The following is a 13,483-nucleotide window of genomic DNA, read 5'->3' as shown; positions in this document are numbered from 1 at the left end:
CGAAAATATAACTTAACGACTTTTATTATTAAATAGATAATTGTATTTTCGCCCACTGAAATAAAATTTAACAACATTAAAAATGGCAGTTTTATCAAAAATTAGGGAGCGTTCGCTTATACTGATACTTGTTATTGGCTTTTGTCTTTTCGCTTTTGTGATAGGTGATGTTATCAAAAGCGGCGGGTTTGGAGTTACCAGAAACATAGGTAGTGTTAATGGTACCGATATACCTGTACAGGAATTTTTAGAGAAAGTAAATAATCTGGAAAGAAGACAGCCGGGGATATCTCCAACTCAGGCATCTAATGCGGTTTGGAGCGAAGAAGTAGACAGAATCCTTTTTGGTGAAAGATTTGAACAGGCGGGATTAAGAGTAGGTAAAGATCATGTTATTAACATATTTGCTCAAGCTCCTCAGTTTGCTCAAAACCCTCAGTTTCTTAATGCTGCAGGTCAGTTTGATAAAGCTAAGTTCAATGAGTTTCTTGTGAACATCAAAACCACAGATCCACAAATGTGGGGATTAATGGAGGCTAATACACCTGTTGCAGAGACTACTGCTATGAGGCAAATATATACTGCCATGGTTAAGTCGGGTTATGTAGCAACAAACAATGATGCTAAAGCCAGATATGAGGCAGAAAATAACAAAGTTACTTTTGATTATGTTTATGTTCCTTTCTCAAGTATCAATGATGATGAGATTACAGTCTCAGATGATGAAATCATTGCTTACATGAAAAAGAACGAGAAAAAATATAAATCTCAGCCTACACGTTCTATTGAATATGTTAAGATAGAAGATAAAGCTTCTGCTGAAGATGAGCTTGAGATTAGAGAAAGAATAAACTCTCTTCTAAATTCAAGAGTAGAATACAGAGACGGTAAAAATGATACCCTTCCAGGTTTTAAAGATATGAAACTTGAAGAGGTTCCTGATTTTGTTAATGCAAATTCAGATATCAAATATGATTCTACTTATGTAGTTAAAAAGAACCTTCCTAAAGATCATGCAGATGATATTTTTGACTTAGCTAAAGGTGAAGTTTTTGGTCCTTATGTAGAAGGTGGTTATTATAAAGTAACCAGAATGCTAGATAAGAAAGATGGAGGTAGCGTTAAAGCAAGCCATATACTTATTGCATACAAAGGTGCTATGAGAGCTGCCCCAACTGTAGAGCTTACAAAAGAGGAAGCAAAAGCAAAAGCTGATGATTTATTAAAACAAATAAATGCTGATGCATCTAAATTCGGAGTGCTTGCTGCTCAAAACAGTGATGATCCGGGATCTAAAAATAACGGTGGTACTTATGATAACATCACTCCGGGACAAATGGTTCCTGCTTTTGATGAGTTCATTTTTAATAATCCTGTAGGTAAAACTGCAGTTGTAGAAACTGATTTTGGTTACCACGTTATTAAAGTAGATGCGAAATATGAGGCTGTAAGAGTTGCTACTATAGCTTTAGAGATTCTTCCAAGTGATAAAACAGGAGACCAAACTTATGCTAAAGCTTCTCAGTTTGAACTTGATGCAACAGAAAAACCATTTGAAGAAGTTGCTAAAGCGGCTAATCTAAATGTTGTTAATGTTGCTAAACTACTTCCAAGTGATGAGAGTATTCAGGGATTAGGTTCGCAAAGAGGTATTGTTCTTTGGGCTTTCTCTAAAGATTCTGAAGCTGGAGCTGTTAAGAGATTTGATGTGTCTGACGGGTATGTGATTGCAAGACTTAAAGATGTAAACGAATCTGGGTTAATGCCGGTTGAAGAGGCTAGACTTGTTATTGCTCCGATAATCAGAAATGAGAAAAAAGCTGAACAAATAAAAGGAAAAATGACTGGTGATACTCTTGAGGCCGTTTCACAAGCGTCAGGTTCTAAGGTTAGTACTGCAGAAAATGTAACAATGGGTTCTGCTATGGTTCCAACAGTTGGAGTTGAGCCAAAAATAGTAGGTTCTGCTTTTGCTCTTGAGGCTGGTAAAACATCAGGTCTTATAGTAGGTAAGTCAGGTGTATTTAAAATTGCTACAAAAACTGTAGAGAAAGCGGCTGAGCTTCCTAACTATAACTCTTATTTAGCAAGGGTTGAAAAGCAGGAGAAAACTGCTGCTGCTTCAAGAATAAGCACTGCTCTTAAAGAGAATGCTGATATCGAAGACAACAGAGTGAAAATGTAATTTCACAAACATATATAAATAAAAAATCCCGCTATTAAAGCGGGATTTTTTATTTATAATATCATGTCTTTGTAAGGTATGACTACAGGATAGCCTTTCTGTTTAAAATAAGCGGCTGTGTCGCTGTTTTTAGATACGGCTAATACAAAGTCACCTCCCCATGCTCCTAGGCTCTTTACACTTCCTGTAAAGTCGGGAAATAATTCTTCTTTAACAGGAGTTGTTTCCAGTACATCACTCATTATGGCTGTATGTTTGTCCAGTAGCTCCATAAATCGCTCAATGTTGTTTGTGTTTAGTAGTTCCTGTGTAATGCTGTTTATTTGGCTAACTGTAGTGGTGGCTATATTGCTTTTCTTTTCATTGTAAGCTGCAATAGCACTACGGCTGTTTTGTTTTTGGTTTAGGTAAACAAAATAAATACTGTTAGAGAACTCCGGGTTAAAACTTACGCTCTTTACAGTTGGTGTCGGGCTGCCTATGTTGTAAATTATAGGGGCGTTATTTTGAGCGCAGGCAATATCATATCCACTACCACTAAAACTATTTTTTAGCAAAATAAAAGCGTCAATGGTAAACCATTGTGCAATGTTGTTTATAAGTGTAGATGACGTTCCAAGTCCCCAGTGTCTTGGGAAAGTTAATTCTGTAACTACATTAAACCCTTTTGAGTCCGATAGCATTTCCGGATTCATACTGTTTGCCGTGTGCAGTATTTTTACCAGTGTTTGAGTAACAGGATTAATACTTTCTGTTTTACCTGCTTTTATATCGCTGAAGGATAAAGTGTCTTCAAACCATATGCTTTTATCAGCATCAAAACTTGTCCAGTTAACCAATTGGGTTTCCGCTTCATTCACATGGAGGTACTGACCGTATTTGGTAGGCAGGGCGAAAGCATCTGCGCCATCAAGTACGGTATATTCGCCGGTTATTAAAAGTTTTCCGTTACTATAAAATGTCTGTTTCAATGTTGCTTGCTGTTGCTTTACGTAAATCTTTTATAAAGTCTACCACTGCGGCATGAGTCACGGTGTTCTGTTCAAAATGTTTAACGGTTTGTAGTTTTTCACTTTCGTTAGCTTCCAGTTGGTTTAGTATGTTCATCAGGTGCATTTTCATATGACCCTGCTGAATTCCGGTAGTTGTAAGCGATCGCAGGGCAGCAAAGTTTTGTGCGAGTCCGGCTGCAGCTACAATTTGCATCAGTTCTTTTGCTGTTGGGTTGCCCAGCATCTCCAGTGAAAACTTAACCAACGGGTGTAGTGTTGTAAGTCCGCCTACGGTTCCTAAAGCTAAAGGTACATCCATCCAAAAAGTGAAAATACCGTTTTCTATTTTAGCGTGTGATAGGCTGCTATATGTGCCGTTTTTTGATGCATAAGCATGAACTCCTGCTTCAACAGCTCTAAAGTCATTACCAGTTGCTACAACTACAGCGTCAATACCGTTCATTACCCCTTTGTTGTGGGTAACGGCTCTAAAAGGTTCTATCTCGGCTATTTTAACAGCTGTAACAAATTTTTCGGCAAATTCCTGAGGGTCTATATTGTTTCCTTCGTTTAAATCGGCTACCGGGCATGAAACCTCTGCTCTTACAACGCAGTTAGGAACATAGTTGGAAAGTATGCTCATTACCGTTTCGATATTTTTTTCTTCTTCGGTAAAATCGGTATACTGTAATGCTTCGCTTTTAAGTGTTTTAGAAAACTGCTCCAGGCAGGAGTTTATAAAGTTAGCCCCCATACTGTCTTTAGTCTCAAAAGTAGCATGAAGCTGGTAGTAATTGTCTAACGATTCGGTTTTATCTCTTAGTTCGATATCTGTAATACCGCCGCCACGCTTTTGCATGTTTTTGGTAATACTTTCGGTTTCGCTAAAGAACTTAGGTTTTATTGTATTGAAAAAGGCTATTAACTTTTGTTTGTCTCCTTTATATATAAAATGAACCTGGCCTATTTTTTCAGTACCCAGTATCATGGTTTTAAAACCACCACGCTGTGCCCAAAATTTTGCAGCCTTTGATGCCGCTGCTACTACCGAACTTTCTTCAATAGCCATTGGTATGGTATATTCCCTGCCATTGATATTGAAGTTTGGGCAAACCCCTAACGGAAGATAGAAATTGGTAATAGTGTTTTCTATAAACTCGTCGTGTAGTTTTTGCAGGTTTTCGTCATTGTTCCAGTATTTTTTTAATAGTGAAACTGCCACCGCTGGATTGGTAAAATATTCATTTGCAATCCAGTTAATTTTTTCTTGTTTAGTCAGTTTTGAAAAACCAGCTATAGCCTTGCTCATTTTCAGTGTCTTAAAGTAATTACAGGTTGCAAAGATACGTTTTAACATGTGTAAATACTAAAAAAGTATAGGTGCGATATTGTTAGTGAATATGCGGTAAAATTTCATTTAACAAAAAAAAGCAGGGTTATCTCATAAAATTTTACTAAAATTGGAAGTTTTTTACCAAGTATGAAATGAAAAATATCAAAAACTCACTTTACTTATTTTTACTGTTAAGCCTGCCGGTTCTCGGTCAGCAAAAAATAACCCTCGAAGAGATTTGGGGCGGAGCATTCAGAACACAGGGAATGTATTCGCTGGAAGCCATGAAAAACACTAACCAATATACTGTATTAAACGGTGGTTGGGGTAGCGGGCAAATCGATTTGTATGATTTTGCTACACTGGAAAAAGTGACTACTATTATCAGCTCAAAAGATTTTAGTGAGCTTGATGGTATAGATAGTTATACTTTTAGTCCGGATGAGAAAAAAGTGCTGATAGCAGTTAATTCAGAACAAATTTTCAGGCATTCATTTGTAGCCGATTACTTTATTTATGACATTGCTTCCAAAAAACTGGTAAGGCTTAGTGATAATAAAGTTCAGGAGCCTACCTTCTCTGCCGATAATTCTAAAATAGCCTATGGCTACAATAATAACCTGTATGTTTATGATATGGCTACAGGAGCTACAAAACAAATCACGACCGACGGAGTAAAAAATGCTGTGATAAACGGTATTACCGACTGGGTTTATGAAGAGGAGTTTGCTTTTGTAAGAGCTTATGACTGGAATGCTGCCGGAGATAAAATTGCTTACATCCGTTTTGATGAAAGCGAAGTGCCGGAATTCTCGATGGATATTTACCAGGGCGGACTTTATCCTCAGCAATATTCATTTAAATATCCTAAAGCAGGGGAGAACAACTCTAAAGTGTCTCTTCATATTTATGATGTAAAAAATAATACTACACAAAAAATAGCTTTTACTAATATAGATGCTTACTATATTCCAAGAATTAAATGGACTAATGATGAGCAAACGCTAAGCGTTCAGTTAATCAACAGGCATCAAAATGACCTTAACCTTGTTTTTGTAAACGGAAATTCGGGTAAGGTTACACCAGTGCTTCATGAAACAGATAAGGCTTATGTTGATATTACTGATAATCTAACTTTCCTTAACGATAACAGTTTTATATGGACCAGTGAGAAAGACGGATTTAATCATATTTACCACTACGATAAATCGGGTAAGCTTATCCGTCAGGTAACAAAGGGTGATTGGGAAGTAACAGCTTACTATGGTTTTGATAAAAAAACAGGGAATATTTTTTACCAATCGGTAGAAAACGGTTCCGTTAACCGTGATGTGTACAGAATCGCATTAACAGGGAAGAACAAAACAAGACTTACACAAAAAACAGGGACTAACAATGCTACATTCAGTCCTAATTTCGAATACTTTATTAATAGTTTTTCAAGTGCTCAGGAGCCAACTTCTTATGCTTTATTGAATGCCAAGAATGGTAAAGAGGTGAAAGAAATAGCTAATAATAATGCGCTTAAGGACAGATTGGTAAATTATAATCTTCCAACAAAAGAGTTTACTACCATTAAAACAGATAAAGGGCATGAGCTTAATGCCTGGATGATTAAACCGGCAAACTTTGATTCTTCAAAAAAATATCCGCTGTTCATGTATCAATATAGCGGTCCGGGTTCTCAGGAAGTGGCTAACAAATGGAATAGTTATAATGACTATTGGTTCTTAATGCTTGCACAACAAGGTTATATTGTAGCTTGTGTTGATGGTAGGGGAACAGGCTTTAAAGGTGCCGACTTTAAAAAGGTAACTTATAAGGAACTTGGAAAGTATGAAGTGGAAGATCAAATTGATGCTGCAAAAGTATTAGGGCGCTATGATTATGTAGATGCGTCAAGAATAGGTATATTTGGCTGGAGTTTTGGGGGCTTCATGTCGTCTAACTGTATTTTGAAAGGAAATGATGTGTTTAAAATGGCAATAGCTGTTGCCCCGGTAACAAACTGGCGTCTTTATGACTCGGTATATACCGAAAGATATATGCAAACACCACAGGAAAACGCATCTGGGTATGATGATAATTCTCCGATAAGTCATGTAGGCAAGCTGGAAGGTTCTTACCTGCTTATTCATGGTACTGCCGATGATAATGTGCATGTACAGAATACCATGCTTATGGTAGAGGCTTTAATTCAGGCTAACAAACAGTTTGACTGGGCTATTTATCCTGATAAGAATCACGGGATTTACGGAGGCGCAACCCGCCTTCAGTTATTTACAAAAATGACCAACTTTATTAAAGAGAAACTATAATGAGTACTATTACTAAAACGGCAACTCTGGAAGATATTCAGGGTTTTGAAGGGAAATATCCAAAACAACTATGGGGCTTATTTTTCTCTGAAATGTGGGAGCGTTTTTGCTTCTACGGGATGAGAGGGGTTTTAACCTACTTTATGATTACCCATCTTATACTGGAAAACGGAGAGCACATGCAGGAAAGTCAGGCTAACCTTCAGTATGGGGCAACACAGGCCTTTGTTTACGCCTTTACCTTTATAGGCGGATTGTTTGCCGATAAGATTTTAGGTTTTCGTAAATCGCTTTTCTGGGGTGGTATCTTAATGATTATTGGTAGCCTTATTTTGGCATTTGACCCGTTTCCGGAGAAGAACTTCTTTTTAGGTATTAGTTTTACTGTAATTGGTACCGGTTTCTTTAAACCAAATATTTCTACTATGGTAGGTTCGCTTTATAAAAAAGGTGACCCTAGAAGGGATGCTGGTTTCTCATTATTTTATTCGGGTATTAACATTGGTGCCCTTTTAGGAGGGTATGCATGTATTGCAATAGGTAAAGGGCAATTGTTTACAAGCCTTATTCCTGCCGATAAAACCTGGAATGTGGCTTTTGGTCTTGCAGGTGTTGTAATGACTATTAGTTTAGTAACATTTATTTTTACTCAGAAAACATTAGGCCCTATCGGTCTTTCTCCTTTAAGAAAGAATAATGATACGATTGAAGATATTCCTGAAATTGATGGTGTAGGTACAGTACAGCCTGAGGCTACTACAGTAAAAACTACAGTTAAATCAGGTAAAGCGTGGTATGAGTATGTGGTGTACTTAGGTACACTTGCTCTTATCCCTGTTATTATGACTATGGTTGCCAAGACCGAGTATACTGACTGGTTTATGTATATAATAGGGCCATGTACATTAGTATATCTTATTTACGAAATGACAAAACACTCTTGGGAAGAGAGTAAAAAGCTTATAGCTGCACTTGTATTCATTTTGTTCTCTATTGTCTTTTGGGCATTTTTTGAGCAGAGTGGAGGGTCGTTAAGTATTTTTGCTGCTAAAAACCTTAATAATGAAGTGCTGGGCTTATTTACCCTTGATCCAAACGGGGTGAATAATGCAGCCAACTCAATATTTGTAATTGTATTTGCACCAATAGTAGGTCTTGTATGGATTGCTATGGCTAAAAAGAAAATAGAGCCTAATACAGTTATTAAGTTTGGCTTAGGTTTCCTTTTCCTTGCAGGCGGTTTTTATACGTTTTATACTACAAGATTCTTTGAAGTAGTTGCAGGCTCAGGAATTGCAAGCTTAGATGTTTTTGTTTTAGCTTATTTTGTAATTACCTTTGGCGAGCTTTGTTTATCGCCTATAGGTTTATCTATCATGACAAAACTGTCTCCACAAAGGCTACAGGGTGTAATGATGGGTATGTGGTTCCTTGCAAGTGCATATGGTCAATATGTGGCAGGTATCCTTGGAGCCGGTCTTTCTCAGGCTGGTGAAGGAGATTCACTACAGCAAAAACTGGTAACTTATACCGACGGTTATTTACAGTTAGCAATTTATGCAGCAATAGCAGGTGTGGTATTAATCGCAATATCACCAATTGTAAGAAAGCTAATGCAGGATGTAAAATAGAATTTATTTAGGAATTAATATATTTAATATGTCTACGACAACAACGAATGACTTTTTTAAAACAAATGTATTAGGCCACCCGGCAGGATTATTTGTATTGTTTTTTACCGAAATGTGGGAACGTTTTTCATATTACGGTATGCGAGCATTATTAGTAATGTTTTTAACAGCTTCAATAACAGGATCTCATCCTGGATGGGGTTGGCCACAGGAGCATGCATATGCTTTGTTTGGTTCATATACAGCTCTAGTTTACCTTTCAACAATGTTGGGAGGTTATTTTGCTGATAAATTAATAGGTTACAGATGGGCTGTAGTTGTTGGGGCTTTTTTAATGACTTTGGGTCATGCCAGTATGGCTATAGAAACGCCGTTTTTTATCTACTTAGGTTTAACATTACTTATTTTTGGTACTGGATTTTTTAAACCTAATATGACATCTATAATCTCTGAAATGTATAAAGATAAGCCTGAGAAAAAAGATGGTGCATACACTATTTTCTATATGGGTGTTAATGCTGGTGCTTTCTTTGGTATCCTTTTGTGTGGGTATTTAGGAGAAAAAGTTGGATGGAGTATAGGTTTTGGTCTTGCAGGTATTTTTATGCTTTTTGGACTTTTACAGTTTTATTTTTCTCAAAGAATATTTGGAGATATTGGGCTGAAGCCAAAAAAGGCTGATGAAATTGCTCTTGCTAACTCTGATGCTTCAGAAATTAATACAACGGTATTAGAAGAAAAAGAAGTAAATAAGAATAATGAGGATAAAAAAGTTCCGTTTACAGGGTGGCAGTTAGCTGTAATTGCAATTTGTAGTATTTTGGGCTTGGTGTGGGTAATAAATGATCCTGCATCTAAAATATCTGAGGGCTCGGTTAATTTTTTAAGTATAGGGGGTCACGATTTATCTAATATAGCTATTATTACCGCTTTATTATTGTTTTTTGGTTTACTTGCTTACAGATTAAGTCAGTACTCAACTATTACCCGTCAGAAGTTACTTGCTGTAACGTTTTTTGCAGCATTAACCTTTTGCTTTTTTGTGGTTTTTGAACAGGCGCCGGGTACTTTAACAATTTTTGCAAGAGATTATACTGATCGTATTTTAACAGGAGGGGCTAGTCTTGTATTTTTAGTTGTTAATACGCTAATTGCGGTTGTTCCTTTGGCTATCATAACTTGGGTGTTGTTTAAGTTGTTTAAACAAACATTTAAAAATTATGCTTTAGCAAATATTTTCTTAAGCCTAAGTTTTGTTATCATTTGGATTATTACAATATGGATGCTTACAAAAGATTTCTATTCAGCTGGTTATCTTCATCTTTCAGATAGGACACTTGAAGCATTAAAAATTGATAAGGTAACCGAAAAATTAACTGAGATACCTGCTACATGGTTTAATGTATTAAACTCATTGTTTATTATTACTTTGGCTCCGTTATTCTCAAAATGGTGGGAAAGTAAATTTAATCCTTCTGCTAATGCCAAGTTTGGTATAGGTATGATTTTATTAGGTCTTGGTATGGGCTTTATTGCATATGGAGGTAGGAATATTGAACCAGGCGCTGCATCTGCTTCAGTAGGAATGTACTGGTTAGTTTTTGTGTACTTGTTCCATACTATGGGTGAACTTTGTATTTCTCCTGTAGGACTTTCCTATGTTAGTAAATTAGTGCCTGGACGTATGATTGCTTTTATGTTTGGTGTTTGGTATTTAGCTATTGCCATTGCAAATAAAGTTGCGGGTATAATAGGTGAAAACTCTACTGATATAGCTAATGAAAAAGGTATAGGTACATTCTTTATGATAATTATGGTACTTGCTATTATTGTAGGTGTTGTGGCAATTTTGTTAAATAAGCCTATCAAAAAACTTATGCACGGGGTTAAATAACTTCGGCACTGTTTTTGGGACCCAATCGTAAAAATAAATACTTATGAAAAAAATACTTTTAATACTATTTGTGGCTTTAAGTGCTGTAGCTGTACAGGCTCAGGAAATAAAATGGATGTCTATGGATGAGGCACTGGCGGCTCAGAAAAAGGAAGCTAAGCCTATTTTTATGGATGTGTATACTGATTGGTGCGGTCCATGTAAAATACTGGATAAACACACTTTTCATGACCCTGCAGTAGTAGATTACATAAGTAAAAATTATTATGCAGTTAAGTTTAATGCCGAAGGTAACTCTGAGGTGAACTATAAAGGTAAAAAATATGCTAACCCTGGTTTTGTAGAAGGACGTAAAGGAAGAAATTCCAATCATGAATTCGCAAAGCTTTTAAGTATAAGGGCATATCCTACTATGATGGTTTTTGATAAAAAAGGGGAGATTATAAACACCATTGTTGGTTTACAAACTCCCGATCAATTGCTTACTGCTTTAAAAGAAGAATAATTAACTCCGGTTGTTACCGGATAATATATAGCTCATGAAAAAAATACTCTTAACGCTTTTTATTGTACTGGGTTCAATTACCATGCAGGCTCAGGAGCTTGAATGGCATACTGATATGAATAAAGCTATGGAGCTTTCACAAAAAAACAAGAAGCCTTTATTGTTGTTTTTTACCGGAAGTGATTGGTGCGGTTGGTGTATGCGTTTGCAAAAAGAAGTGCTTAAAACAGAAGATTTTGCAAAATGGGCTAAAGACAATGTTATTCTTGTAGAGCTTGACTTTCCTAAAAGAACAGCGCAGTCTGCCGAACTGAAGCAACAAAATGCTTCACTGGCAAGATCGTTTGCTGTGCAGGGATATCCTACCGTATGGTTTGTAGATGTGCAAAAGGGTGAAGATAAAAAACCTGTGCTGAAACAGCTTGGTAAAACAGGCTATGTTAGAGGCGGAGCTTCAGCTTGGCTTGAAGGTGCTAATGCAATATTAGACCACGGTAAAACACAAAAAAAATAAAATTAAAGATATTATCCCCTTTCCCGTTTTGGTGAAAAGGGATTTTTTTAGTGATTAATTATTTATTCAAGTTTATAATATCCTTTTTCTGCAGTAGCATGGAAAAGGATATTTTGTTTATGGCAGGTAGCTTTCCAGTGTTGTATTAAATTCCTGTAATTGGTACCGTCGGCAATTATTACTTTCGGCTTCATTTCAATAATTATTTTTTCAAGATTTACTTTAGGTGAGTGGCTCAATAGTATTATATCCGGATTCAGATTTTCGGGATAAATAGTGTTGGGGTCTAAAACAGCTATTTTTTGCCCTTTAAACCATAATAATGCGTTGAGTTGGGTAAGTGTAAGTTTGGGGTTAAAAGTGGCTGTTAGGTAGGGTTTAATTGTTTTTGTAGGGTATGCGACAGTGTCTTTACAGTAAATAGTTAATCTGTTACGGTCTTTTATAGTGATAACCGATTCATTATAGTTGTTAAATACAATCAGTTCACTTTTGTCATTCATGTAGGTTTTATAACTCAAATAGCTAATTTGAAAGAGAGAAAAACAACTTAATACAACTATTGTGGTTTTAAAAGTTGGCTTTCTTAACCATATACCAAATACAGTGATTACTAATGTTAGGGTAATTGAAAGTAACAAAGGGAATGTAATGTCTTTAATATTAAAAACCTCAAATCCGGCAATCCATTCGGTATAACGATTAAGGATTTGTATAAGCCATTTTAAGATTGTTCCTGTTACATGCGCTAAGTATGGACTAATAAAGTTGAATAGTAATGTCAGTACCCCAAAGGTTAATAGTAATCCGGTTAGCGGAACAACAATAATATTGGTAACGACAGATAGTAATGGGATTTGTTTAAAATAATAAAGGCATAGCGGGAGGGTGCTTATTTGTGCTATGACTGATATAATGGCTATATCGGTAAAATAGTTTATAACTCTGTATTTGGAAAGCCTTATGTTTTTGTAAACAGGTCTTAAGGCAATAATGGCAATAACTGCTGTATAACTTAACTGAAAACCTACATCAAAAAGCTGTTTGGGGCTGAACAGGAGTATAAGTAGCATAGATATGGCGACTGAATTCATCATGCTACTGTTTCGGTTTAGATATTGACCAATACTTATAAAACTAAACATGATGACAGCCCTTACTACCGATGGTGATAAACCCGAAAGTATGGCGAACCCCGAAAGTAATAGTAGTAATAATATCAACTTTATTGTTTTGCCTCTTTTTGATAATCGGTCTAACGGTTTTAGTAACAGATTAAGCAGGAAAAACAAAATTGCAATATGTAGTCCTGATATAGCCAGTATATGTATAGCTCCTGCCGAAGCAAATGTCTCTGTTGTTTCTTTACTCAGGTCCTGCCGTTGTCCCAGTAGTAAAGCCTTTAGTAGAGAAATTTCTTTTGGGGCGAAAGTGTTTTCGTTGAAACTTTCTGTCAGTTTGTTTCTTGTGTAGTCAAGATAATAATTGAAGCTCTTGATTTGACCGGTGAGTATATAATTCTTATTCAGGTTTAATTGATGGAAAACATTCTGTTTTTCCATGTAAGCGGTATAATCAAACTGATAGGGGTTAAGAGGTTTGTTTATAGGTTTTGGTGATTCTGTAATGATTAGTTTATCTCCCGGTCTGAATTTTTTATTTTTTGAGCTAATTAATATTCTGCCTTTGGTTTTATAGTGATTTACTCTGCTTACGTCAAAATAATACCTTTCAGAAAATTCGGTAGGTTTCAATCGATGGGTTATAGTGCCTTCAATAATTGCATTGTCGGTTAAATAGTGAGAGTAATGAGATTTTTGATTGGGAGCGTTGTGTATAGTGTAAGAAAGTATCCCGAGGCTAAAAGTTAACAGCCATGTACTTATTGAAAAGTACGGTTTTTGTATTAATTTGTTTTTACTTTTCCTGTACATGAGAAGGAAAAGTAATAAGGCAACTGCCGAAAAAGATAATGCTAAACCTAAATATGGGTTTATGTAATAGCCGGCAATAATGCCTACTGCAAAAAACAGGGTTAGTAATGCTATTATCATATCTTTAGGTAAGGTGTTGTCCAAAGATAGTAAAAGTTAGTTTTGTAAAAGGGAGAT

9 protein-coding genes are annotated in these 13,483 nt (G+C 36.1%); 6 read left to right on the top strand and 3 right to left on the bottom strand.

Features of this window, described 5'->3' with window-relative positions; genetic code table 11:
* The first annotated feature begins 82 nt into the window (after window positions 1–82).
* Window positions 83–2,185 carry a peptidylprolyl isomerase gene (locus Q763_RS18075; RefSeq protein ID WP_035134000.1) on the top strand — a complete coding sequence of 701 codons (2,103 nt, stop codon included), beginning with the start codon at window positions 83–85 and terminating at the stop codon, window positions 2,183–2,185.
* A gap of 53 nt (window positions 2,186–2,238) precedes the next feature.
* On the opposite strand, the gene Q763_RS10480 is transcribed toward Q763_RS18075, so the two are convergent.
* Both Q763_RS10480 and Q763_RS10475 read right to left on the bottom strand, forming a co-directional pair.
* Window positions 2,239–3,156, bottom strand: a complete 918-nt coding sequence (locus Q763_RS10480; protein ID WP_035133998.1) for a GYDIA family GHMP kinase — start codon at window positions 3,154–3,156, stop codon at window positions 2,239–2,241.
* Window positions 3,137–4,486, bottom strand: a complete 1,350-nt coding sequence (locus tag Q763_RS10475) for a hydroxymethylglutaryl-CoA reductase, degradative (protein ID WP_035133996.1) — start codon at window positions 4,484–4,486, stop codon at window positions 3,137–3,139. Before Q763_RS10475 ends, Q763_RS10480 begins: the two co-directional genes overlap by 20 nt.
* 176 nt (window positions 4,487–4,662) lie before the next feature.
* Here Q763_RS10475 and Q763_RS10470 point away from each other — a divergent pair, with 176 nt between their 5' ends.
* From Q763_RS10470 to Q763_RS10450, 5 genes are read left to right on the top strand one after another with little or no spacing between them, the layout of a single operon-like run.
* Window positions 4,663–6,828, top strand: coding sequence for a S9 family peptidase (locus tag Q763_RS10470; protein ID WP_035133994.1), 2,166 nt, complete (start codon window positions 4,663–4,665; stop codon window positions 6,826–6,828).
* Window positions 6,828–8,459, top strand: coding sequence for a peptide MFS transporter (locus Q763_RS10465; RefSeq protein ID WP_035133987.1), 1,632 nt, complete (start codon window positions 6,828–6,830; stop codon window positions 8,457–8,459). The genes Q763_RS10470 and Q763_RS10465 overlap by 1 nt, the downstream gene beginning before the upstream one ends.
* Window positions 8,460–8,487: 28 nt before the next feature.
* A complete protein-coding gene (locus tag Q763_RS10460) occupies window positions 8,488–10,353 on the top strand; it encodes a peptide MFS transporter (RefSeq protein WP_035133985.1) in 1,866 nt (621 codons plus the stop codon).
* 43 nt (window positions 10,354–10,396) lie between these two features.
* Entirely contained in the window at window positions 10,397–10,858 is a 462-nt protein-coding gene (locus Q763_RS10455; protein WP_035133983.1) for a thioredoxin family protein, read from the top strand.
* Between the two features lie 34 nt (window positions 10,859–10,892).
* Window positions 10,893–11,372, top strand: coding sequence for a thioredoxin family protein (locus Q763_RS10450; protein WP_035133981.1), 480 nt, complete (start codon window positions 10,893–10,895; stop codon window positions 11,370–11,372).
* A 62-nt stretch (window positions 11,373–11,434) separates the two neighbouring features.
* Here Q763_RS10450 and Q763_RS10445 read toward each other — a convergent pair whose 3' ends face one another.
* On the bottom strand, window positions 11,435–13,450 hold the full coding sequence (locus tag Q763_RS10445; RefSeq protein ID WP_035133980.1) for a ComEC/Rec2 family competence protein: 2,016 nt from the start codon (window positions 13,448–13,450) through the stop codon (window positions 11,435–11,437).
* Between the last annotated feature and the right edge of the window lie 33 nt (window positions 13,451–13,483).

Source organism: Flavobacterium beibuense F44-8 (assembly GCF_000769915.1).
Classification (GTDB): Bacteria; Bacteroidota; Bacteroidia; order Flavobacteriales; family Flavobacteriaceae; genus Flavobacterium; species Flavobacterium beibuense.
This window is presented reverse-complemented; position numbering and strand designations above follow the sequence as displayed.